This window comes from Flagellimonas sp. 2504JD4-2 (genome assembly GCF_053642935.1).
Map to the genome: position 1 here is coordinate 363,261 of NZ_JBSIOV010000003.1, position 21,566 is coordinate 384,826.

Sequence of the window (21,566 nt, forward strand, 5' to 3'; positions counted from 1 at the left end):
TATATCTTAAAAAGAACAGCAAACCACAATAAAACGCCGCTTCACAACAATAATTTCGTTTGCGGGAACACTGGTGGTACATTTACAATGTAATAATAACGAAAGTAAATTTTTTCATTTTCATATAGTGTTCTCGTAAAAGAGTCTTGACCAAATGGCAAGGCTCTTTTTGATTTTATACGTTTTTAACTCACCGTAGGCTGGACACGAATTACAAAGATTATCCATTATCACGAAAATCAGTTGGCCCTTCTTTTATTCGAAGGCTACAACTGTGAGTTATTCATTGTCTAGCGACAATTGCGTTAGGGAATCCACTTATTCTTCCCAAAGTCTGGCTTTCGCTTTTCCAAAAAGGCATTTCTACCCTCTATGGCCTCATCCGTCATATACGCCAAACGTGTGGCTTCACCGGCAAACACCTGTTGTCCAACCATTCCGTCATCAGTAAGGTTCATAGCGAACTTGAGCATTTTAATGGATGTGGGCGATTTGGCCAATACCTCCTGTGCCCACTGATATGCCGTATCTTCCAATTCGGCATGCGGAACCACAGCATTTACCATTCCCATTTCATACGCTTCCTGTGCAGAGTAGTTTCTTCCCAAAAAGAAAATTTCCCTGGCTTTCTTCTGTCCGACCATCTTGGCCAAATAAGCTGACCCGTATCCTCCGTCAAAACTAGTGACATCGGCATCGGTTTGCTTAAAAATAGCATGCTCCTCGCTAGCTAAGGTCATGTCGCATACTACATGAAGGCTATGCCCTCCTCCAACGGCCCAACCCGGAACTACAGCAATTACCACTTTGGGCATAAATCGTATGAGACGTTGTACCTCCAGAATATTCAATCTGTGGTATCCATCCTCTCCTATGTACCCTTTGTGCCCTCTAGCTTTTTGATCTCCGCCACTACAAAATGCCCATTTCCCATCCTTGGTTGATGGCCCCTCTGCCGAAAGCAGAACAACCCCAATTGAGGTGTCCTCTTGGGCATCATAAAACGCTTTGTAAAGCTCGCTGGTAGTTTTAGGCCGAAAAGCATTTCTAACATTGGGCCGATTGAATGCGATTCGCGCTACTCCGTCACATTTTTTATAGGTAATATCTTCAAATTCGATGGCAGTTTGCCAGTTGGGTGTCTTAGTCATTAAAAAAGTGTTTGTCCAAAGATAAATAGATTGGCAAAACTTGCGCTAGAATGTGACAGTAAGTGGTAATTCGCTGTGAAATGGATAGTTGCATTTCATCGAGATCTCTGTAATTTTTGAAATATGTATTATTCCTATGCGTTCATGCATATAAATATGAACACTTATGCGCAGCCTCAAATCCTACTTTGTTCTAGCCACATCATTCTTTTTTTCCATTTTAATTCTTTCCTGTAGCACCGAAGAGGTAGCCGTCCCGGAAATGGATTCGGATAGTGAAATGTCCGACACGGATGATGAGAACTCCAATGACAATGATGACGACACTACCGATAATCCTGAGGATACCGGTACCCCAGAGACCTTAGTTCTCGAATCTGGATTTACCATTGACGAGGATCATCAGTTTACCAACCTCGTACTTTCAGAAAGTGATTACAATAAATTTTTGGTCGATGAAGGTGATATGAGAATGGTAAGCAACAAGGTTTATGAGCATTTCAATGATGATTTTGATTTTATCATCATTCTTAATGTTGAAGAATCCCAACCTAACAACCTTTACTATGGATTATCGACCCCTGCCCAGAACGACATAGAAGGGCTTGGCAGAAATATCTGGGATAATACTGGTTCATTTGGGTCTTCGGGAAAACTTAAGACCGTTATCCATATGCCACGGGTAGAATATATAAGAAACGGACCTTTCTTGCATGAAATCCAACATTACTGGACCAACCATGGTATAATTCCAACCACTGTCGGAGGACACTGGGGTTATTCCAGCGCGGGAGGGCAATTGGGAGGTTTTGATGAGATCGAGGATTTGGGCAATAATACCTATCGAGGTAGTGTCGATGGTGAAGTTGGATTCGGCACAATCGCCAATGGCGGAAATTCTGTACCCTATTCCAACTTAGAGTTATATTCCATGGGACTTATAGGTCCTGACGAGCTTGAATCCGTAATTGTCGCCGAAAACCCTGCATCTACAGGTGATTTTGGTGTTTTTACCGCAGATGCCCTTACCACGTACACCGCAGCGGATATTATAGCGGAAAATGGAAGTCGTGTACCCTCGCACGAAAATGCCCAAACTGAATTTAAAGCGCTGGTCGTTGTGCTTTCCATTGGAGATGTTTCCCAAGAAAAATGGGACACCCTTAATGCCAATTTGGAGAATTTTGCAAAGCAAGGCGACCCTGATGCTTCTTGGGGCAGTCTGTATAACTTTTGGAAGGCAACTTCTGGGAAAGCAACATTTAGCTTTGACATTGTAAACGGGAATTTGAAATAGGTGTACCTCTGTTTCATATCCCTAAATCTTTTCTGAAGGACTTCCTTCTTGGGATTAGAAATAAATTTCATGATCTTCGTTAGCTATGAAGGCTTTTGTTTATAGTTCCTACGGACCTCCTGAAAAAGTGCTGCAGCTAAAGGAGATTGAAAAACCTATTCCCAAGGAAAATGAAGTGGTCATTAGGGTAATCACAACTGTAGTCAATGATTATGATTGGGCCATGATTACAGGAAAACCCAAACTTTACCGCTTAATGTTTGGACTATTCAAACCTAAATATACCATTCCGGGAATGGAATTGGCAGGCACTATTGAGAGTATTGGCGCCAAAGTAACGGATTTCAAGGTTGGTGATTCAGTTTATGGGGATATTTCTGGACATGGCTTTGGAACTTTCACAGCCTATGCCTGCGTAAACCAACAAGCAGTAATTAAAATGCCTTCGGCAATGGATTATGCACAAGCCGCCGCCCTACCCCACGCTGGACTGTTGGCTTTGCAAGCGTTGGAACAAGCTGAACTGAAAGAGAATCAAAAAGTGTTGATCAATGGTGCAGGTGGAGGTGTTGGAACTTTGGGATTACAACTTTGTAAAATGAAAAACTGTGAAGTCACTGGGGTTGACACAGGCGATAAATTACAAATGATGAAGAAGCTTGGCTTTGATCATGTGTTGGACTACAAAAAAGAAGACTTTACCAAAAATGGCATTCAATATGACCTGGTCTTGGACTGTAAAACAACTAGACCTCCAAAAAGGTACTTAAGCTCATTGACTCCAAAAGGTACTTACATTACCGTGGGTGGTACCGTTGGCCGTCTAATTTCTTTGGCACTGTGGGGCAAGTTATTTTCTTCAAAAAAACTTCAGATTTTAAGCTTAAAGCCTAACCTTGGTCTTGACCGTATCGGGGAACTATTTGTCCAAAATAAATTACAATCCATTTTGGATGGGCCATACCCTTTTGAAGAATTACCTCACCTGATTCAATATTTTGGAGAAGGTAAGCACCAGGGGAAGATCGTGGTTAAAGTTGACGACCCTACGGAATAGGTGTTGACTGTTGATTTGGTTTTTTCCTCCATTTCATCCCAAAAAGTACTCTGGTCAGTATGGTATTTCGGATAAAAAAGTGGTAGAGTACCCAAATTGTGCTTAGACAAATTAGCACTAGTATCACCAATTTTATTGCGATACCTACATCCCACTGCAATACATAATACCCAGAAGCCACTATAACCGCTTGATGTAGAATATAAAACGGATAAACCGCCGTATTTAGGTAAGAGAGATATCTGTTACCAAAGTTTAAATATTTCATTGAGTATCCCACAGCCGCTAGAATGATGGTCCAAATGTGAAAGGCGTTCAAGAGTCCATAGACATATATTTGGTTTTGCACACTGGGTCGATTCATTTCCCAATTCCAATAATATTTACAGATCAGAATAATAGCCAATAGCAAAGCTACTCTTAAAAAGAGCTTACGGTGTTGCAAACAGGTTTTCCAAAATGATGGAATGCTTCCCAAGAGAAAACCTAGGAGGTAAAATGTACTCGATGAAACAAAGACATACCAATCATTGATCAAACTCCCTTGCTCAGGCCAATCGATATACAACAGATAGAAGTACGCCACAAAGGGAAGTGCCAATATCAAATGTGTTATGGGGGGATTGAATAACTTGTCCAAAAAGGCTTTGATTCCATTAAACCATTGCACTTTGGCCAGGGAAAACACGGGTAGCAACAACAAAGTGAATGCAAATAAATAAGCCACAAACCACATATGGCTCCATGTGAACGAGCCGTCAGGATAGGGTACAATGTCATAAACGGAGGGGTAAAACTCCCAAAATCCTTCTGAAATTCTACCCTTCTGCAACCATTCAAAATAAACTTGAATCGGTGTCACAAAGAATATCGCAAATGCCAGGGGAATAAACAATCGGACAAAGCGTTCCCCAACAAAAGCCACAATAGATCTTCTACGCAAAGAAAAGCGTACTCCGACACCGGCAATAAAGAACAATAAGGGTAAGCGCCATTGGTGTAGCCACCAAATTACACGTGTTATCCATGGGGAAGTCTCCTTATTATTGATTTCCCAGGTATAATTTTCCACAAAGGGAACAGCACAGTGGAAAAGGATCAGGGTGCCAAAGGCCATTACCCGAAGCCAGTCAATATAATGCAGTCTTTGATGCATGAACTAAAAGGTTGGTTATATAGATATAGACTCCAAATTTTACTTAAGGGTTGCCTTGTACATTAATTTTTTGGTGACACTATAACTTCAAAGAAATTATGACTAACTTGAATTACTTAGAAGTGGTTTTGAATTAATAAACCATTATTGAAATTTTCAAGCTTAAATTTTTGAATGTGCAGTATACTCCGAAGGATGGTTTCCCCTACTATTTTGCTTTGGCGGGAAACACCGACCCAAAATCTCTTTTCAGCTCGACCGAAACCTTTGAATTCTTGGGTTCGATAGATGAAGCAAGGGCGACCTACAGATATGCTCCAGACAAGTGGAGCATTAAGCAGGTTGTGGGCCATATAACAGATCATGAAAGAATAAAAATGCATCGAGCTTTTCTAGCCAGCAGAAATCTGCCAACGCAACTTTGGGGATATGATCAAAATACCCTGGTAGAAAATAGCCGTTTTGAAGCATTGGGGTTTCAAGAGCTGATCACTGATTTTCAAAATGTTCGAAAAGCATCCATAAGTTTTATAGAAGGGCTATCCGAAAATCAGTTGAACCTAAAGGGAATGGCCAATCAATATGAGATTACACTGCATGATTTTTTAAAATCCAAAATTGGGCATGAAATACATCATGTCAACATTATAAAAGAAAGGTATTTATAATGGATAGTTATATGTGCATTACTGAAAGTATAAACTGTATAACATGGTAAAAATCCGGAAAGCCACGAGCGATGATATCGATGTTCTATTCGAACTGATACTAAAAATTGCAGCATACCATAATCAGGAACAATATGTTAACACAGATGAGGAAAAACTTCTGAACGATGGATTTGGAACGAACCCAAGATACGGTGCACTTATTGCCGAAGTGAACGGCAAGTCTGTTGGTTATCTTTCCTATACCTGGAATTATTCCATTTGGACCGGGGGCGAATACATGAATATGGACGATTTGTTTGTTCTGGAAGACCAAAGAAGTCAAAAGATTGGGCTACAATTAATGGAATACGCAAAAAATATGTGTCAGGAAAAGGGAATGGAGTTGATCCGATGGGAAGTCGAAAAAGATAATACCAGAGCTATTCAATTTTATAAGGATTTAGGGGCTGAAATCAATGTAAAAGGTATTTTCAGATGGAAATTGACTTCCTAAAAACATAAAATAAGTTTATGATAGGACTTGAGACCGAAAGATTGCTATTCCGTCAATGGAAACATGAGGATTATGCGCTCTTTTCTGAATTTTATAAATCGGAAGCAAATGCCCGATTTGTTGGAGGAATCAAAAACCCAGAAGAATCATGGCGATTGATGAGCACCTATATCGGGCACTATGAGCTCAATGGGTATTCCTATTTGGCCATAGATGAAAAGGAATTAGGGAATTTAATAGGCACCATAGGCCTATGGAACTCCGATCCTTGGCCAGAACCTGAGCTTGGCTATTGGTTGTTGCCCACAGCCCAAGGAAAAGGATATGGCGTCGAGGGCGGTTTGGCTGTCAAGGAATATGCACTGGAAACCCTGAATCTCAAGTCCTTGGTGAGTTATATTGATACAGCAAACGAGTCTTCTAAAAAGTTGGCTCTTAGACTGGGAGCAAAATATGACACAACCATTGACCTCCTCGATTTTGGCCCACATGAGGTATATCGGTACAAATAAGGTTCCATGGGCGCCTGCCCGAATCTAATCCTTGTTTTTTGCTTCAATCCATTTGGCCATATACTTGGTGCTGGCAAGTGTTTGATGCTGCAGCATTTGCCCTATAAAATTTTGGTTTCGGTGGGATTGCAATCTTTTTTCAATGGTATGTATTCGATTTTCTAGCCTTTGCTGTAACTTTTCCTTTTGATACAACTCATTGATAATCGTGATACCATTGCCTTGGGACTGTTTCCAATGTTGTTGGTTCTGATAAAGCGCCACCGCTTCCTTTGCAAACGAAGCAGCATCGTTGGCAATTGCACCGCACCAATTCAGGTCACCGTGCATTCCCTCTGCCCCTATCCCAGTGGTTACCGTAGGCGTGCCATTTCTCATAGCATCCGTTAGTTTTCCTTTGATACCCGCTCCAAAACGAAGGGGTGCCAAACAGATCCGCGCTTTTTGGATTTCTTCATCCAGATTTTCAGTCCACCCCATTACATGGAAACCTTCTTTTGGATGGTGCATTTGCCTAATGGATTGAGGCAAATAAGCGCCATAAATTTTCAGGCAAGCATCTGGTAACGCTTCTATAACCAAGGGCCAAATGTTTTCCTTTAGATATTTGATGCCATCAACATTTGGTGCATGCTTTCCATTTCCATAGGAAATGAAATCCTGCCGAGCTTCAAAATCGGGCCAGGTATCCTCTTTTGCTTCGTCAATATTTTCCAACATAAATGGCAGATGCAAAAGAATTTCATTCGGCAGTCCAAGCTCTTTGGTTAAAAGATGCGTTTCATAAGTCGAAACCAGAAGTGTAAGATCACTACGATAAATGCTCGCTATCTCCCTTTTAGCCATATCAGTTTGAAGCCACTGGTCCATAGAAAACTCCAAGCCCTTTTTATGGCAGATCTCCCTTGTATTTCTGAGGGAGTGTAAATCTTCAGTATTCAATATCCGAATCGCATTTGGAGCAAATTCAGCTACCCGCCATCCAAATTGTTCTTCAACCATAAAACGGTCAAATATTACAAGGTTGGGATTTAGTTCCTGGATAAAATCATCAAAACTTTCATGGTTTAATTTAAGGGGTGCGCATTCAACACCAAGGACTTCCAGGTTTTCACTGTACGCTGTTTTAACTGCAGTAGAACCGAAAGTAATCTGATATCCAAAGGTTTTAAAAGCATGAATCAATTGGAGCATACGATGTCCAGCAGCCGTGGTATTCGGTTCTGGCCATACATATCCAATAATCAGCAATCTTTTCATCGGACTACATTAGTGCAGCGAACTTTTTAGAGATACTGGAGCGTAATTTACGCTCATAATCTTCTTCGAGCCACTCTTTGTAGTTTTTGGTATTGTTCATTATGCAGTAGGAATACTGTCGAACACGATAAGCGATTTCTTCCCTCAATTCCTTGGCCAAAATTCGGGCATCAAAAACATCTTCGCTGTTCTCAACACATATTTGGGCATGCTGTTCAATGCTCATTTCGAGCACTTGTTTTGACTTCCCTCCTTTAGCAAACACCTTTTTATACTCTTCTTTTATGTCGAAACTTATGTTTTCCGACTTGCTGAATTTAGCTTTGAGCGCTTCTGGCATTTCATAAACAAACTCCCGTTCAATATCCTCATCATTTTTGATGTTCTCCAGATAAAAATCAGGAAAATGAAAAATCTCTTGCCAGTCCACGGGAGCATCCCAAGGCCCAAACCGGGCAATATTGTTCCCAAGGTCAATTACGCTGAATTCATCCTTTTGTTCCAGCACGCGCGACCCACGACCAATCATCTGGAAATACAGTGTCAACGACCTTGTAGCCCTATTTAGAATAATGGTCTGAACACTAGGTTCGTCAAAACCTGTGGTAAGGATACTGACCGAGGTTAGGATAGCATTGGGCGTGCTGGCAAACCAATCCAGTATTTCACGTCGTTCGGTGGCGTTATTCTTATTGTCTAAATGCCTAATTTCATAACCCGCCTTTTTAAAAGTTTCGTAAACATAGAGCGAAGTGCTGATTCCATTATTAAAGATCAACGTTTTGGTACCCTTGGCTATCTCTTCATAAGAAGAAAGCAGTTTCCCCAACATACTATGGTTACCGTAGAACTCATCTGACGATTTTACCGTGTAATCCCCATTTATGCCAAGTTTGAGCGTCCTTAGACTTACATCGTAGTTGTAAAGGTTGGCCTTGGCCAAAAAGCGTTTTTCAATCAATGATTTTATGGACTCCCCTATAATCAAATGCTTATAGTGATCCTTCATGGGCAGCTTAATGTTAGAGCTCAATGGTGTAGCCGTAACGCCCAGTATGGTCGAATTTTCAAAGTATTTGAACAATTTCCTGAAGGAATTGTAGTGTGCTTCATCTATAATGACCAATCCAATGTTGTTAATGGTCACTTTTTCCTCTTGAAGTCTATTGTTCAAGGTTTCCACCATGGCCACAAAGCAGGTATATTCATCTTGGTCATGGAGTTCCTTTACCTCACTATTGATAATCTTGTTGCTCACTCCAAAACCATGCAACATTTTGGAAGTCTGCAAGCTCAATTCAATTCTATGGGTGAGTACAATGACCTTTTTACCGGTCTCTTGGATGTACTTTCGTGTAATTTCTGAAAAGACCACGGTTTTGCCCCCACCTGTAGGAAGCTGGTAAAGGATGTTGGTTCCTTGTGGAAGCTCATTGATATGTTTGAAGATCTTCTTTAAATCCTCATGTTGGTAATCGTATAATGTTTTCCGGCTTACAGCTTTTTCTACTTCCAATGAAATAATGGGTTAAATGTTGGAAACTAACAAACCTTACAAAATTAGGCGTTTTTATCCTATGGATAGATATAGGATTTTTATTTCTATCAACCTACTATCAACAACTGCTAACTTTTAACTCAAATACAACATTTTGGATTTGCTGATAACATTTTGATAACAATCTGAAAAGCCGTTTGGAAAATTATCTTTTATGATGTATTATGTAAGCTATAACCACCTGTAACAGAATATTTCCATGCGGCAGCTAAAAATTATCAAGCAAGTAACCAATCGCGAATCCAAATCCCTCGATAAATACCTTCAAGATATTAGCAAGATCGATTTGATCACTGCTCAAGAAGAGGTTGAATTGGCACAACGCATTAGGGATGGTGACCAGATTGCGCTGGAAAAACTGACCAATGCCAATTTGAGGTTCGTTGTATCGGTTGCAAAGCAGTATCAGAACCAAGGATTGACATTGCCCGATCTTATCAATGAAGGCAACGTTGGTTTGGTCAAAGCCGCTAGACGTTTTGACGAAACCCGGGGATTCAAGTTTATTTCCTACGCCGTGTGGTGGATACGGCAGTCTATTCTTCAAGCTTTGGCCGAACAATCCAGAGTGGTAAGGTTACCATTGAACAAAATTGGTTCGATCAATAAGATCAAAAAGACTTTTTCGTATTTGGAACAGGCCCACGAACGGCCGCCATCTGCGGAGGAAATTGCCAAGGAACTTGACATGACGGTGGATGAGGTAAAACAATCGTTAAAGAATACCGGCAGACATGTTTCCATGGATGCTCCTTTGAAAGAAGGGGAAACATCCAGTTTGTATGATGTGTTAAATTCCGCAGAATCTCCCAAACCAGATAGAGATTTAATGCATCAATCGCTAAATACCGAAATAAACAGGGCTCTGGAAACCTTATCACCTAGGGAAGCAGATGTGGTCCGACTGTATTACGGCATCGGAGATCAACAATCCATGACGCTGGAAGAAATAGGAAGTACTTTCGATTTAACCAGGGAGCGGGTGCGGCAGATAAGAGAAAAAGCAATTAGAAAATTAAGACATACTTCAAAAAGTAAAATCCTGAAATCGTATTTGGGAGGATAGCTAATTCAAATAAAAAAGGGATGCCTTTGACATCCCTTTTTTACGATTTCACTTTAAACGATCATGGACGGCTCAATTGACTGATATTAAAATCTGTCAAAATGTTATTTAAATCTTGAATGAAGTTTAAATATGCCGTGTTTTCTTGATTTTGATTTTTCATGGGATATAGTTTGGGGCTTAGACTATAGGTAATCCAACTCTACAAGTTCGTTTGAGCTCAATATTTCGTTCAACTCTTGAAGAAATGCTAAATATTCTTCTCCATAGGTATCGTATAACATAGTACAGGCAGTTTATTATTTGGGTTGTACTTATAACGTAAACCTAACAGAAAGATTATGCTTTAACAATAATTTGTGGTGAAACAGAGCATTCAAGTTGTGAAACCCATAAAATCAGATTTCGTAGGATAAATCCTTCAGTTTTGGAGCTTATTCCATTTCATAGATATCAGGGGTAATATCAAAATCGATACCTGTGTTTGGATTGAAATTGGAAGGCCTGATGTTGAATTCTTCATACAAAAAACACAAGCTCATGGGTAGAAGCTTTTTTTCTTCCCGTTTGGACTTGTTGAATCTGTGTAATAAGTGTTCCTTGACCCTAGTAGCTTTCTGGCTTAGTTTGGGGTCAAGGCTTTTTTCCAATTCCAATAACAACGGAATTTCTTTTTTGTCGCCAAATTCTAAAATTTGGTCCAGTAAAATTAGTTTGCAATCTCGGTCAGAAGCGTGTTCAAACAACTGATGAAAGATGCTCTGATGGTAATCAGGAAGACTATTATCTTTCATGCTATGTCAGGTTTGGTTTTTACATATTGCGCAGTACTTCTATTTCAAAATCAACCAATTCATCAACCTTTGGAAACTCAACCAAGAATTGGTTGTAAAGAAAATTTAAGTATTTAAGATCATTGTCCGTTTTGCATACGGTAATCATTTGTTCCGTGATTTCCAATAAACTTACGGTTTTCATCATTCTTAAGCAAGGCTGTATTTTTTGACAGGCAAAATCGACACCCCTAAAGTTTTTGGTCTGCAAATGCACTTTTACACTGCCAATAAACTCTAAAATGTTCTGCTTGTACAATCGGATAAGTTCTTCCAAAAGTTCCATTTGTCCCATACATTCTGTTAGTACAGGTTTTAAGTTGACCTTGTCCGTTTGCAAAAAAGACTGCAAGTTTCTTTCTATTCGCTGTGTGTTGGTGTGTGTTTGGTCAGCCTTACTTGCCCTACTGGCACCCTTGTCTTTATTGAATTCAGCAATACGTTGACCTACGGTGGTCAACGCTTTGGTAATCTCGCGTTGTTTAGGTGTCAAATCTGTGTTCTCCAACATTGAGAGCAATGAAACAAACAGGTCTGATTCGCTTGGCTTGGTCTGTTTGTTGCTGTCAGCACCTCCTTCTCTTGATTTATTCGGGCTTTGAATACCAACTTGCTCATAAATAACCTCAAGTTGATCCATTTCTGGAACTCCAAATACCTTATCTTCCAGTCCATTCTTGAACTCGTCAAAAGATTTTTTGAGTTTTCCAGCCTCTGCAGTGCCAAGCTCTTCATATGAAAAGCTACTTAGCCCAATTTCCAATTTTTCTAAATACGCAAGTAATTCCCTTGTTCCCAAACTTTCCAAATCAATTTTATTGTAGAATTTAAAAGTGTGGATTTGACAGGGGGTTTCCAATTTATTGTTCTATAGTCCCATAATTTTGTTGTCAAATTGCTTTATTTGTATGTGTAAAGCAACCGTCATGAAGCATTTACCTATTTTACTGGGCAGCCTGTTGCTATTTTCATGCGTAAAAAAAGCAGAAACCTTGGAGGAAAAAGCTAAGCGAATCCATCAAAATGTTATTACGATTGATACCCATGATGACATCAACGTGAAAAATTTTACCGACAGCATTAACTACACCCAAAACCTCGACACCCAGATCAATTTGCCGAAAATGGCAGCTGGAGAGTTAGATGTGGCATGGTTAATTGTTTATACAAAACAAGATTCCCTTAATGCTGGGGGATATACAAAAGCGTCCGATAACGCCATCTCCAAATTTGAAGCCATCCATAGACTATGCGAGCAATACGCTCCGGACCAAATTGAATTGGCACTGAATTCGGAAGATGTGAGACGTATTGTAGCTTCCGGCAAAAAAGTAGCCATGATCGGTGTTGAAAATGCCTATCCAATCGGTGATGACCTATCTAAGTTTGAAGAATATCACGAAAGAGGAGCACGTTACATTTCCCTTTCCCATAATAATCACAGTCAATTTTGTGATTCCAACACTGGTGAAAGCGATGATATATGGTTGCATAATGGTTTAAGTGAGCTTGGCAAAGAGGCTGTAAAAGAGATGAATAGGTTAGGAATTATGATTGATATCTCGCATCCTTCCAAAGCATCCATCATGCAAATGTTAGCACTTTCCGAGGCGCCGATTATTGCTTCCCATTCTTCTGCTAGGGCACTGTGTGATCACAGCAGAAACATGGATGACGAACAACTTCTGGCCCTTAAGAAAAATGGTGGAGTTGTCCAAACGGTCGCTTTTAGCGCCTATCTGAACAAAGAGAAACACGAAAAACATAAAGCATACCTCAAAAGTGTGGAAAAAGACAGCATAACCGATGCTGAAATCCCTGAACCCGTTAACGTTGCAGATTTTGTGGACCATATTGATTATATGGTAGAACTAATTGGTATTGACCATGTTGGCATTAGCTCTGATTTTGACGGCGGAGGCGGTATCGATGGCTGGCGAGACGCTTCTGAAACTTTTAATGTTACCCTAGAGCTGGTAAAACGCGGATACTCAGAAGAAGAAATTGCTAAACTTTGGGGAGAGAATCTGCTAAGAGTCCTGGATGAGGTACAGCAAATAGCTTCTGAATCCTAGACTCCATTCTTTTTGCGTTCCTCAAGTCTGTCCTTGACAAACTCAACCTTGGTTTTTCCATGAGGCGTAGGATTTCCCATTTCATCTAGGTTCACCATAATGATATGGTCCACGGTTACAATGCTTTCTTGGGTCATTTTATTTCTTACTTCGCAATTCAGGGTAATTGAGGTAACACCAAATTTTACAACCTCAATACCGATTTCAACAATATCCCCTTTTTCGGCACTGCTCATGAAGTTTATTTCCGACATGTATTTGGTGACCACTTTTTTACTTTCGAGCTGGATAATGCTGTAAAGCGCTGCTTCCTCATCAATCCATGCTAAAAGTTTACCTCCAAATAAGGTTCCATTTGCATTTAAATCTTCCGGTTTTACCCATTTTCTTGTGTGGAATCGCATAGGTGGTGTTCTGAATTTCTTTCAACAAAATTTAGCCTTTTGGAATAAAGTATCAATAGCTTATTGACTTTTAACAGAAAGATTCCCATTTTATAAATTTTGTTAATCAAAAAATAAACTTTTCTTAATTCGTTGGGGTATCAGATTGCATCGTCATAAATTCAGCTATCAATCTAAATCAGCGAACAATCATGGAAGCCGTTTCCAATTATTACTCCGACCCAAGTTTTACCGTTTTTCAAGTTCCTAAATGGCGTGCTAAGCTCTACAAGTTTCTATCCGTGGATATTTGGGGGAATGTCCCCAGTAATCTGCAACGAACCATTTCCAGCTGGTACAGTTCTTTTTATAACAAGCCAATTTCCAAAAGCATAATTGAGCCGTATGTCCGTCTAAATTATTCAGACAAAAACTATTTGGATAAATTCAAACCTCCGAATGGGAAGGACAATTTTGAGTGCTTTCAAGACTTTTTTATCAGGGAGTTCAAATCGCTTCCAAAGGCTAAAAGTCCATATGTATGGCCATGTGAAGGGTTGTTGTGCGACGAGGAGTCCATTGACAACCTACGTCTTGTTTGTATAAAATCGGATATCCGAACGGTTGCTGCCGTGTTTGGTGTGGGTGATAAACAAATTCCCAAAGATTATACATTTACCAATGTGTTTCTCCATAACAAAAACTACCATCGTATTCACTCTCCCATTGATGGTACAATAACCAGAATTCAACATGTTCCGGGTGATTTGGTCGTACTCCGTCCTTGGATCTATAAAGAGAATCCATCGCTACCTGCTTTCAGAAATGAACGCTATAATATTGATATTGTGGACGAGCTCGGAAAGACATGGTATTTGTCCATTGTAGGTGGGCCGGCGGTGGGAACCATCGCACTATGCGACAATATACATGAAGGTAGCAGGGTTTCAAAGCTTCAAGAGATTTCCCTTTTCTATCTGGGCTCCACCTGTTGTATGGCGGCACCCATTGCTCCGAAACACCATACAAAAAATACCTTTGTCGAAGTCGGAGTTCCTTATTAAAACAACGTATTTGGCTTTGCTTTTACCAAGGTATTGGGCACCATAAGCTGGGCGTCCAGTTTTTTGTTCAATTTTTCAATGAAATAAGCAGAAAGCAAAGGGGATTCAAGCTCCAAGTTTTGATGCACAAAAAAGTGGATGTTTTTAAGGCCTTTGTCCTTCCAGTTTGATAGGTGTTCTATCCAATCGTCCAACCTTGGGTAATCCGATTTATGGTTTGCGCCCACATATCGCACAAAAGCTTCATTATTGGTCAAACGCATATGCATTAAGTCCCTCCTTCCAGCCGTATCGACCAACACATTGGCCATATTATTCTCCTCCAATAGGTGGTAAAGTTCTTGTGCAACATTTTCTTCATTAAACCAATCTGTATGTCTAAATTCAATGGCCAAGGGAAATTCTTTGGGCCAATACTCCACAAAACGCACTACCCTATCCCAATTCTTCGGACCAAAATTATTGTGCATCTGTAGAAAAATAGTGCCCAACTTTTCTTTTAGGTTGGAAGTAACCTCCACATAGCGATCTGCTATTTCATACACCTTGTCGTTTAGTCGGCGTAAATGACTCACATCTTGGGTCATTTTAGGGAAGAACTTAAATCCCTCCGGAGTCTTGTCATACCATTTTTGATATTGCTCTGCCGGAAAAATACGATAAAATGTGGCATTAAGTTCTATGCTATTAAACTGGGAAGAATAATACCCCAGCTCATCTTTGGTACCCCTCGGATAGAAGTTTTTAAGATCCTGTCTATTCCATTTTGCGCATCCAATATAGATATTCGGTTTGCCGTCGGACTTGTTTTTTGATAGGATTGCATCCGTATCCGGATGGTCCTGTGGTATGGTGAAATCAATCAATTCTGGGTTCTCAACCTTTCCAAATTTCATGGGCCTTGTTTTAGGAAGAGCCTAAGTTATGAATAATTACAGGCTGTTCATAACATCGTTAAAAACTAAAACCACTCAAATCTGTGTCCGTTTAATGATTGTGTAATTTTAAGGGAAACTTATCGATATGGATTCAAGATCCGATCACCTAGAGGGTATCCGACCCGAGCTGAAGCAAAGTATTTTGCATGATGACATGAGCTCAGACGAGCGTTTTCAAAACCAAACTTTACGTCCAATTATCAAATTCCAGAACCCCTTGCTCTTGGAGGTGTATAAAAATTACATCCGAAAACATAAGGGAGCATTTTATGATCTATCGTTGGAAAAGCGGTTGGAGTATATCGAAAACTCGATCCAGAAGGACATCAAATTTAGAAATTCCCTTAAGGGAATGGTCATAGGTCAATTTACGGTTGAAGAATATCAGATTTATATCCAGAATTCGTCTGCACTCAACAAACGAATGATGAATATTGTGATAGAACGTCTGAAGGACCAAGTGCAACTTTTGGAAACGGCGATTTTAGTCTAATAGGGACTCTCCATTTAGATTGGTGGTCAAAATATCGCTCATCAAATCAAAGTAAGGCCTAATTGCTTTGAAAGAGTTGTCCACCTCTTTTATGAAATCTTTGGAATGCACTTGGCTGTCCGAGAAGTTGCGAACAAAGATGAATTGCTTTCTTTTGATCAAATCAATATCAGGGTGTTCTTTGTCAAATCCCTTTGGAGCTGTCTTCACTCCTTCCCCTTCTAAATCACCCCAAATCTGCTTGAATGATTTCTCATGGATTACCTTGCGAAAATCGGTTGCATCCATTTCAAACTCTTTGCGGATTCGAAATAAATCCTCCTTATCGGGTGCCCAAAATCCGGTGGCCACAAAACTTCCTCCGGGCTTCAAATGAAGGTAATAACCACCTCGAAGTCGAGCTCCCAATCTTGAAAAAGAACCCGCGAAATGGGTTTTATATGGTGTTTTATCTTTTGAGAATCTAACATCCCGATAAATTCGAAACATTTTCATCTTTTCAATTTCATCATGCACATCCAAATGCTCCTGTAAACTCGAATAAAACGACTTTACATGGGCTTCATGCTGTTTGAACACAGGTTTGTTTTTCTCAAACCATTCCTTGTTATTATTGTTGGCCAGGTCCTTTAAAAAGCCAAATATCTCTTTAGTTATTTCGGGATTACTCACAGTTCAGGGATGATGTGTTATTTTTAAGCTAAAGTTAGCCAATTCTAGATCGGAGTGGTAATGATTTGGCTATTTTTAAACTTTATTTCAGATTATGGATAAGGAAAAAATCATCTCAGAACTGATAAAGCATAAGAAACAACCCTATTTAGACTATAGGTTAAAACAAGAAACAGAGGAATTTACCAACACCCTCTTTTATACATTATTCGATGTGAACACTCCAGTGCCTGAAAACTTGGAAGTTCTAGAAGAAAAATTTAATCACTTAGTGGATTTGGCTTGTTGGGAGTTAAAGCGACCTTGTAGCAAGGTTTGGGAAAATTATGTGGCAAAGCTCCCGGAGATTCTGGAGAAATTAAATCTTGATGCTGAAGCTATCCTAAACTGTGACCCGGCTTCACTTTCCATGCAGGAAATCTATATGGCCTATCCTGGTTTCTATGCCATAGCCATATACCGATTGGCGCATGAACTTTATATTCGAGGATTTCCCTTGATTCCAAGATTAATGACCGAGTATGCACATCGCCAAACCGGTGTGGATATCAACCCTGGAGCCCAGATTGGTAAATCATTTTTTATAGATCATGCCACAGGCGTGGTTATTGGTGAGACTGCGGTAATACATGACAACGTAAAAATGTATCAAGGTGTTACACTAGGGGCTTTATATGTTGCCAAAAGTCTACAGAAGACCAAAAGGCACCCTACCATCATGTCTAATGTTACCATTTACGCCAATGCCACAATTTTAGGAGGAGAGACCGTTATCGGAGAAAACTCGGTGATTGGGGGAAACGCTTGGTTGACCTCGTCGGTACCAGCAAATTCCACAGTGTTCCACACTCCTGAAATAAAAATTAAAACACCTACAAATGTCTGACAGTATTCTAGACCTTATCGGGAATACCCCAATGGTAGCCTCCCGGGTTTTGAACACCAACCCCAATGTAAAACTATATTTTAAGCTAGAAGGCCACAATCCTGGCGGCAGTGTAAAGGATAGGCCGGCTTATAATATGATCAAAAGCGGATTGGAGCGGGGCGATTTTGACACCAATAGCAAACTCATTGAGGCCACAAGCGGTAATACTGGTATTGCCCTGGCTATGATTGCCGGTATATATGGCTTGGACATTGAGTTGGTGATGCCTGAAAACTCAACAAAGGAAAGAGTCCAAACCATGAGAGCCTATGGAGCCAAGGTTACCCTAACTTCTTCCGATATCGGTATTGAAGGTGCTCGGGACTATGCCGAAGCCAAGGTTCAAAATGAAGGATACCAAATGTTGAACCAATTCGCCAATAACGATAACTGGCAGGCCCATTTAAAAACTACAGGACCGGAAATTTGGAAGGATACGGATGGACAAATCACCCATTTTGTTTCGAGTATGGGAACCACGGGTACTATAATGGGTACCTCCACCTTTTTGAAGGAACAGAATCCAGACATCCAGATTGTAGGGGTCCAACCCACCGATGACTCTAGGATACCTGGTATTCGAAAATGGCCAGAGGAATATTTGCCAAAAATCTTTAATCCAAAAAAAGTGGATACCGTTATGGAGGTCAGTCAAATTGAAGCTGAAGATATGGCAAGACGATTAGCCAAGGAGGAGGGCATTTTTGCAGGTGTTAGCAGCGGAGGGGCTGCAACGGTAGCATTACGATTGGCCAGTTCCTTACAAAGTGGAACCATAGTTTCCATAGTCTGTGATCGTGGTGACAGGTATTTATCGTCTGACCTTTTTGAGTAGTTATTCCAATTCCTTTTGAAGGTCCGTTTGATAGGATTCGAAAGTAGCTAGATTATTATGCTCCCCATTTTCGATGGTGTATAATTTTTTATCTGTCTGTGGAATGACATCAAAAAGCTTCTTACCGGATTCATACGACACTACATTATCCGATGTTCCATGAAAGATTCGAATTGGTGCAGTAACATTCTGAATGTAATCAAAAGAAGAGAACTTGTATTTTAACATATAACCCAATGGTAAAATTGGAAAACGTTCTTTCGCCACATCCAGTAGACTGTAGAATGGGGTTTCCAAAATGAGCTTTTTAGGGTTGTTTTTTGAGGCCACTTTTGTGGCTATGCTCGCTCCCAGAGAACGTCCAAAAACTACGATTTCTTTTTCATCAAATTTCTGCTTTGCGTAATCATAAAACAACTGTGCATCTTTATGAAGCGCCTCCTCGCTAAGCTCACCACTACTTTTGCCATAGCTACGATAGTCCATCACCAAAACCTCATATCCCAGGTCGGTAAAGGGCTCAACAATCTTTCCCCATCTGGAAAGGTCCCCTGCATTGCCATGAAAGTAAAGGATCAACCCTTTAGGGTTTTCAGTTCGAAAGTTAAGTGCATTCAATCGGGCACCATCTTCTGTATCCATAAAAACCTCCTCAAAATCCACATCGAATGAATAATTGTAATCCAATGGAAGTGTTGTGGGTAAAAAAATCAGTTTTTCTTGGAGAAAATAGAACATAGCTGTGAATAGGGTCAAAAAAGTTAAACCAAGGAGAACTATCCGCTTAAGCTTTCGCATTGGCCCGCTTTGAGGTATGGATTACATTGATACTTGAACCTTCCAAATCGACCTTTTGCGGACGGGAATGAATTATCTCCGATAACATTTTATGATATGATTCGAAGTTGTTCAAATTCTTGTGTCCACCACCGATCACAGTATATAGTTTGGTAAGTTCCGGTTTGATTTTGGATAGTTTTACACTGGTTTTATATGGAATCAACCTATCATCCGTCCCATGAATAATATGGATGGGGCAATTGACATATTTAAGCCATTTGTAGGTTGGCATGGGAAATTTGATCAATAAAGATAAAGGCATAAAGGGGATATACTTTTTGGCTACCTTGCTCAAACTATAGTATGGTGCGTCCAAAATCAACATCCTTGGGTTGTTCATAGAGGCCAACTTGGTTGCAAAGCCAGAACCCAGTGAACGTCCGTATAGGATGATATATTTTTCGGTTACTTTTTCTTTAATCTTATTGTAAATGACCTGCATGTCGCGTTTAACGGCCTTTTGGGTCCTCCGTCCTGTGCTTTTGCCAAATCCTCGGTAATCTACCATGATTACATCATATCCGTGCCGCGTAAAATCGACGGCAAACTTTCCCCAGCCTTTGATACTTTTTGAATTTCCCTTCAGATAGAACACCACTCCCTTTGGAGTTTTGGCCTTAAAGCGTACCCCGTTAATTACAGCTCCATCCCTAGTTTCCACATTATATTCCTCTATTTCTTGATTGGCATAATGAAATTCAAAATCCTTTGGCAATTTTTCCGGTTTGAAAAGGAAGAAGTCCTGAAATACATAAAGCAAGACACTAATTAAGATATATACGGAAAATATTAGGAGCAGAATGTAAAGCCAATCTTGCATGTTCAGCGCTTTCACACAAAATACAAAAAAATCCATTGTAACTGATTTTAGATGAATCAATCAAATAAAAGTTTTTAACGAAAAGTGTAACATACTGAACATCAATCAGTCTAATGACTGAATTGACCACTCAATTATGCAAAACCAAGAAACAAACACTCCGAACAAGCGAATTGAAATTGTTGATGCCTTAAGGGGATTTTCTTTGGCAGGTATTGTAATCGTTCATATGGTTGAGAACTATATCGGCGCTCCAGCACCTGAGGTATTCACTGAAGCGGTACACCAAGGTGTAGGGGATTACATAGTAGACGGTTTCATCGGATTTTTATTGCGCGGTAAGTTCTTTGCCCTATTTTCTTTTCTATTTGGCCTGAGCTTTTTTATCCAAATGGATAATGGAGCCCAAAAGGGAGAGTATTTCGGTGGTCGTTTTGTTTGGAGGCTTATGCTATTGTTGGTTATAGGTTACGTTCATAGTCTGTTTTACGCAGGAGACATTTTAACCATTTACGCAATGCTAGGTATTTTATTGCTTCCCTTCTACCGAGTTGACACCAAATGGATACTGATGCTTGTTGTGCTGATTTTCTTGGGGGTGGGTCGCTTTACCGTATTTGCATTCACGGAAGGCGCAAATATGTTTGGTACTATGGGAATGCAGCCAAATGATCCTGCCGTACTTGATTATTACAATACACTTAAAGAGGGTACGCTATCCGATGTTTTTAGTGCCAATGCTTACAACAGTCATTTAAACAAACTCAACTTTCAATTGGGGATTTTTGGCAGAGGGTATATTACCTTCGGATTCTTTTTACTGGGCCTGATTGTAGGTCGAATGGGTTTTTTTAAGACCTATGAAAACAATAAAAAACTGATAAAAAGAACTTGGATTTGGTCCTTGGTGGGGTTTGTGGTATCCGGTGTATTAATGGGCGTAACCTTTGGAAGCCTTGGAGAAAATGTAACTTTTGATAATTGGGTCGCCATGCTAGGATTGACAGCCTATGATTTAAACAATATCTCCATGACCATGTTGCTAATAAGTCTATTCGTCATACTTTACAAAAGAGCTTTGCCGAAAAAATGGCTTTCCAAGTTTGCACCTTATGGTAAAATGGCCTTGACCAATTACTTTTTTCAAAGCATAGTGGGCACTTTTCTTCTATTTGGTTGGGGCATGGGATACTTGGGTGAATTGAGAAACATATATACGTTTGGTTTAGCTCTGGTTATCATAGCGCTGCAAATGCTTTTTAGCAGCTGGTGGCTAAAAAAATTCCGGTATGGTCCTTTGGAGTGGTTTTGGCGTAGTGCAACTTTTTTTAAAAGTTTCCCGCTTAAAAAGTAGAGCACCAATCTTTTTAAATTGAATTCCGTTCCAATGGGCTAGAATAGCTTTCTTCTCATCGAAATTTTTTAATTACGGGTGATGTAATCTTTTTCTTTACATCATAATTA

General features: G+C 40.0%; 23 protein-coding genes. 12 read left to right on the forward strand and 11 right to left on the reverse strand.

The genetic code is table 11. From position 1 onward, the window contains the following. Positions 1 to 305: 305 nt before the first annotated feature. Positions 306 to 1,151 carry a 1,4-dihydroxy-2-naphthoyl-CoA synthase gene (locus tag ACULLH_RS12905; protein ID WP_454089167.1) on the reverse strand — a complete coding sequence of 282 codons (846 nt, stop codon included), beginning with the start codon at positions 1,149 to 1,151 and terminating at the stop codon, positions 306 to 308. Between the two features lie 166 nt (positions 1,152 to 1,317). Between ACULLH_RS12905 and ACULLH_RS12910 the strand changes: the two genes are divergently transcribed. Both ACULLH_RS12910 and ACULLH_RS12915 read left to right on the forward strand, forming a co-directional pair. After that, entirely contained in the window at positions 1,318 to 2,448 is a 1,131-nt protein-coding gene (locus ACULLH_RS12910) for a hypothetical protein (RefSeq protein ID WP_454089168.1), read from the forward strand. Positions 2,449 to 2,533: 85 nt separating this feature from the next. Further along, positions 2,534 to 3,505, forward strand: a complete 972-nt coding sequence (locus ACULLH_RS12915) for an NAD(P)-dependent alcohol dehydrogenase (protein WP_454089169.1) — start codon at positions 2,534 to 2,536, stop codon at positions 3,503 to 3,505. Here ACULLH_RS12915 and ACULLH_RS12920 read toward each other — a convergent pair. Beyond that, entirely contained in the window at positions 3,495 to 4,661 is a 1,167-nt protein-coding gene (locus tag ACULLH_RS12920; RefSeq protein WP_454089170.1) for an acyltransferase family protein, read from the reverse strand. The two genes, ACULLH_RS12915 and ACULLH_RS12920, sit on opposite strands and share 11 nt — an antisense overlap. 176 nt (positions 4,662 to 4,837) lie before the next feature. Here ACULLH_RS12920 and ACULLH_RS12925 point away from each other — a divergent pair, with 176 nt between their 5' ends. Genes ACULLH_RS12925 through ACULLH_RS12935 form a run of 3 tightly spaced genes read left to right on the forward strand, consistent with a single transcriptional unit; the run spans position 4,838 to position 6,337 of the window. Further along, complete coding sequence (locus ACULLH_RS12925) at positions 4,838 to 5,329, forward strand: DinB family protein (RefSeq protein WP_454089171.1); 492 nt, start codon at positions 4,838 to 4,840, stop codon at positions 5,327 to 5,329. A 43-nt stretch (positions 5,330 to 5,372) separates the two neighbouring features. Continuing rightward, complete coding sequence (locus ACULLH_RS12930) at positions 5,373 to 5,825, forward strand: N-acetyltransferase family protein (RefSeq protein ID WP_454089172.1); 453 nt, start codon at positions 5,373 to 5,375, stop codon at positions 5,823 to 5,825. 17 nt (positions 5,826 to 5,842) lie between these two features. Continuing rightward, a complete protein-coding gene (locus tag ACULLH_RS12935; RefSeq protein WP_454089173.1) occupies positions 5,843 to 6,337 on the forward strand; it encodes a GNAT family N-acetyltransferase in 495 nt (164 codons plus the stop codon). A 24-nt stretch (positions 6,338 to 6,361) separates the two neighbouring features. Here ACULLH_RS12935 and ACULLH_RS12940 read toward each other — a convergent pair whose 3' ends face one another. Together ACULLH_RS12940 and ACULLH_RS12945 are read right to left on the reverse strand one after the other, a co-directional pair. Then, positions 6,362 to 7,597 carry a glycosyltransferase gene (locus tag ACULLH_RS12940; protein WP_454089174.1) on the reverse strand — a complete coding sequence of 412 codons (1,236 nt, stop codon included), beginning with the start codon at positions 7,595 to 7,597 and terminating at the stop codon, positions 6,362 to 6,364. 4 nt (positions 7,598 to 7,601) lie between these two features. Further along, positions 7,602 to 9,113, reverse strand: coding sequence for a DEAD/DEAH box helicase (locus tag ACULLH_RS12945; RefSeq protein WP_454089175.1), 1,512 nt, complete (start codon positions 9,111 to 9,113; stop codon positions 7,602 to 7,604). 241 nt (positions 9,114 to 9,354) lie between these two features. Here ACULLH_RS12945 and ACULLH_RS12950 point away from each other — a divergent pair, with 241 nt between their 5' ends. After that, a complete protein-coding gene (locus tag ACULLH_RS12950; RefSeq protein ID WP_454089176.1) occupies positions 9,355 to 10,221 on the forward strand; it encodes a sigma-70 family RNA polymerase sigma factor in 867 nt (288 codons plus the stop codon). Between the two features lie 434 nt (positions 10,222 to 10,655). Here ACULLH_RS12950 and ACULLH_RS12955 read toward each other — a convergent pair whose 3' ends face one another. Further along, complete coding sequence (locus ACULLH_RS12955) at positions 10,656 to 11,015, reverse strand: hypothetical protein (protein WP_454089177.1); 360 nt, start codon at positions 11,013 to 11,015, stop codon at positions 10,656 to 10,658. Positions 11,016 to 11,034: 19 nt separating this feature from the next. Next, on the reverse strand, positions 11,035 to 11,913 hold the full coding sequence (locus ACULLH_RS12960) for a hypothetical protein (protein ID WP_454089178.1): 879 nt from the start codon (positions 11,911 to 11,913) through the stop codon (positions 11,035 to 11,037). Between the two features lie 67 nt (positions 11,914 to 11,980). Here ACULLH_RS12960 and ACULLH_RS12965 point away from each other — a divergent pair, with 67 nt between their 5' ends. Further along, on the forward strand, positions 11,981 to 13,129 hold the full coding sequence (locus ACULLH_RS12965) for a dipeptidase (protein WP_454089179.1): 1,149 nt from the start codon (positions 11,981 to 11,983) through the stop codon (positions 13,127 to 13,129). On the opposite strand, the gene ACULLH_RS12970 is transcribed toward ACULLH_RS12965, so the two are convergent. Further along, on the reverse strand, positions 13,126 to 13,533 hold the full coding sequence (locus ACULLH_RS12970) for an acyl-CoA thioesterase (protein ID WP_454089180.1): 408 nt from the start codon (positions 13,531 to 13,533) through the stop codon (positions 13,126 to 13,128). The two genes, ACULLH_RS12965 and ACULLH_RS12970, sit on opposite strands and share 4 nt — an antisense overlap. Before the next feature lie 191 nt (positions 13,534 to 13,724). Here ACULLH_RS12970 and ACULLH_RS12975 point away from each other — a divergent pair, with 191 nt between their 5' ends. Then, the gene (locus ACULLH_RS12975; protein ID WP_454089181.1) at positions 13,725 to 14,576 is read left to right on the forward strand and encodes a phosphatidylserine decarboxylase; all 852 of its coding nucleotides are present in this window, start codon (positions 13,725 to 13,727) and stop codon (positions 14,574 to 14,576) included. Here ACULLH_RS12975 and ACULLH_RS12980 read toward each other — a convergent pair. Beyond that, positions 14,573 to 15,472 (reverse strand): DUF72 domain-containing protein, encoded by a 900-nt coding sequence (locus ACULLH_RS12980; RefSeq protein WP_454089182.1) that lies wholly within the window; start codon positions 15,470 to 15,472, stop codon positions 14,573 to 14,575. The two genes, ACULLH_RS12975 and ACULLH_RS12980, sit on opposite strands and share 4 nt — an antisense overlap. Positions 15,473 to 15,599: 127 nt before the next feature. On the opposite strand from ACULLH_RS12980, the gene ACULLH_RS12985 reads away from it, so the two are divergent. Then, positions 15,600 to 16,007 (forward strand): glyoxalase, encoded by a 408-nt coding sequence (locus tag ACULLH_RS12985; protein WP_454089183.1) that lies wholly within the window; start codon positions 15,600 to 15,602, stop codon positions 16,005 to 16,007. On the opposite strand, the gene ACULLH_RS12990 is transcribed toward ACULLH_RS12985, so the two are convergent. Further along, positions 15,999 to 16,679: a DUF2461 domain-containing protein gene (locus tag ACULLH_RS12990; protein WP_454089184.1), complete on the reverse strand. Its 681-nt coding sequence runs from the start codon at positions 16,677 to 16,679 to the stop codon at positions 15,999 to 16,001. The genes ACULLH_RS12985 and ACULLH_RS12990 overlap by 9 nt on opposite strands. Before the next feature lie 94 nt (positions 16,680 to 16,773). On the opposite strand from ACULLH_RS12990, the gene epsC reads away from it, so the two are divergent. Beyond that, a complete protein-coding gene (gene epsC / locus ACULLH_RS12995; protein WP_454089185.1) occupies positions 16,774 to 17,565 on the forward strand; it encodes a serine O-acetyltransferase EpsC in 792 nt (263 codons plus the stop codon). Further along, entirely contained in the window at positions 17,558 to 18,442 is an 885-nt protein-coding gene (gene cysM / locus ACULLH_RS13000) for a cysteine synthase CysM (RefSeq protein ID WP_454089186.1), read from the forward strand. Before epsC ends, cysM begins: the two co-directional genes overlap by 8 nt. Here the strand turns inward: cysM and ACULLH_RS13005 are convergent, their stop codons facing one another. Beyond that, positions 18,443 to 19,240 carry an alpha/beta hydrolase gene (locus ACULLH_RS13005; protein WP_454089187.1) on the reverse strand — a complete coding sequence of 266 codons (798 nt, stop codon included), beginning with the start codon at positions 19,238 to 19,240 and terminating at the stop codon, positions 18,443 to 18,445. Then, a complete protein-coding gene (locus ACULLH_RS13010; protein ID WP_454089625.1) occupies positions 19,227 to 20,102 on the reverse strand; it encodes an alpha/beta hydrolase in 876 nt (291 codons plus the stop codon). The genes ACULLH_RS13005 and ACULLH_RS13010 overlap by 14 nt, the downstream gene beginning before the upstream one ends. A 136-nt stretch (positions 20,103 to 20,238) precedes the next feature. On the opposite strand from ACULLH_RS13010, the gene ACULLH_RS13015 reads away from it, so the two are divergent. Further along, positions 20,239 to 21,456 (forward strand): DUF418 domain-containing protein, encoded by a 1,218-nt coding sequence (locus ACULLH_RS13015; protein ID WP_454089188.1) that lies wholly within the window; start codon positions 20,239 to 20,241, stop codon positions 21,454 to 21,456. Positions 21,457 to 21,566: the final 110 nt, after the last annotated feature.

What these genes read in the sequence shown, in the direction of transcription:
- ACULLH_RS12950 (WP_454089176.1), top strand. Translation starts at nt 9,355, where the DNA reads ATGCGGCAGCTAAAAATTATCAAGCAAGTAACCAATCGCGAATCCAAA.
- ACULLH_RS12970 (WP_454089180.1), bottom strand. Translation starts at nt 13,533, where the DNA reads ATGCGATTCCACACAAGAAAATGGGTAAAACCGGAAGATTTAAATGCA.
- cysM (WP_454089186.1), top strand. Translation starts at nt 17,558, where the DNA reads ATGTCTGACAGTATTCTAGACCTTATCGGGAATACCCCAATGGTAGCC.
- ACULLH_RS12965 (WP_454089179.1), top strand. Translation starts at nt 11,981, where the DNA reads ATGAAGCATTTACCTATTTTACTGGGCAGCCTGTTGCTATTTTCATGC.
- ACULLH_RS12940 (WP_454089174.1), bottom strand. Translation starts at nt 7,597, where the DNA reads ATGAAAAGATTGCTGATTATTGGATATGTATGGCCAGAACCGAATACC.
- ACULLH_RS13010 (WP_454089625.1), bottom strand. Translation starts at nt 20,102, where the DNA reads ATGCAAGATTGGCTTTACATTCTGCTCCTAATATTTTCCGTATATATC.
- ACULLH_RS12975 (WP_454089181.1), top strand. Translation starts at nt 13,725, where the DNA reads ATGGAAGCCGTTTCCAATTATTACTCCGACCCAAGTTTTACCGTTTTT.
- ACULLH_RS13015 (WP_454089188.1), top strand. Translation starts at nt 20,239, where the DNA reads ATGCAAAACCAAGAAACAAACACTCCGAACAAGCGAATTGAAATTGTT.
- ACULLH_RS12910 (WP_454089168.1), top strand. Translation starts at nt 1,318, where the DNA reads ATGCGCAGCCTCAAATCCTACTTTGTTCTAGCCACATCATTCTTTTTT.
- ACULLH_RS13005 (WP_454089187.1), bottom strand. Translation starts at nt 19,240, where the DNA reads ATGCGAAAGCTTAAGCGGATAGTTCTCCTTGGTTTAACTTTTTTGACC.
- ACULLH_RS12935 (WP_454089173.1), top strand. Translation starts at nt 5,843, where the DNA reads ATGATAGGACTTGAGACCGAAAGATTGCTATTCCGTCAATGGAAACAT.
- ACULLH_RS12980 (WP_454089182.1), bottom strand. Translation starts at nt 15,472, where the DNA reads ATGAAATTTGGAAAGGTTGAGAACCCAGAATTGATTGATTTCACCATA.
- ACULLH_RS12985 (WP_454089183.1), top strand. Translation starts at nt 15,600, where the DNA reads ATGGATTCAAGATCCGATCACCTAGAGGGTATCCGACCCGAGCTGAAG.
- ACULLH_RS12920 (WP_454089170.1), bottom strand. Translation starts at nt 4,661, where the DNA reads ATGCATCAAAGACTGCATTATATTGACTGGCTTCGGGTAATGGCCTTT.
- epsC (WP_454089185.1), top strand. Translation starts at nt 16,774, where the DNA reads ATGGATAAGGAAAAAATCATCTCAGAACTGATAAAGCATAAGAAACAA.
- ACULLH_RS12930 (WP_454089172.1), top strand. Translation starts at nt 5,373, where the DNA reads ATGGTAAAAATCCGGAAAGCCACGAGCGATGATATCGATGTTCTATTC.
- ACULLH_RS12915 (WP_454089169.1), top strand. Translation starts at nt 2,534, where the DNA reads ATGAAGGCTTTTGTTTATAGTTCCTACGGACCTCCTGAAAAAGTGCTG.
- ACULLH_RS12905 (WP_454089167.1), bottom strand. Translation starts at nt 1,151, where the DNA reads ATGACTAAGACACCCAACTGGCAAACTGCCATCGAATTTGAAGATATT.
- ACULLH_RS12955 (WP_454089177.1), bottom strand. Translation starts at nt 11,015, where the DNA reads ATGAAAGATAATAGTCTTCCTGATTACCATCAGAGCATCTTTCATCAG.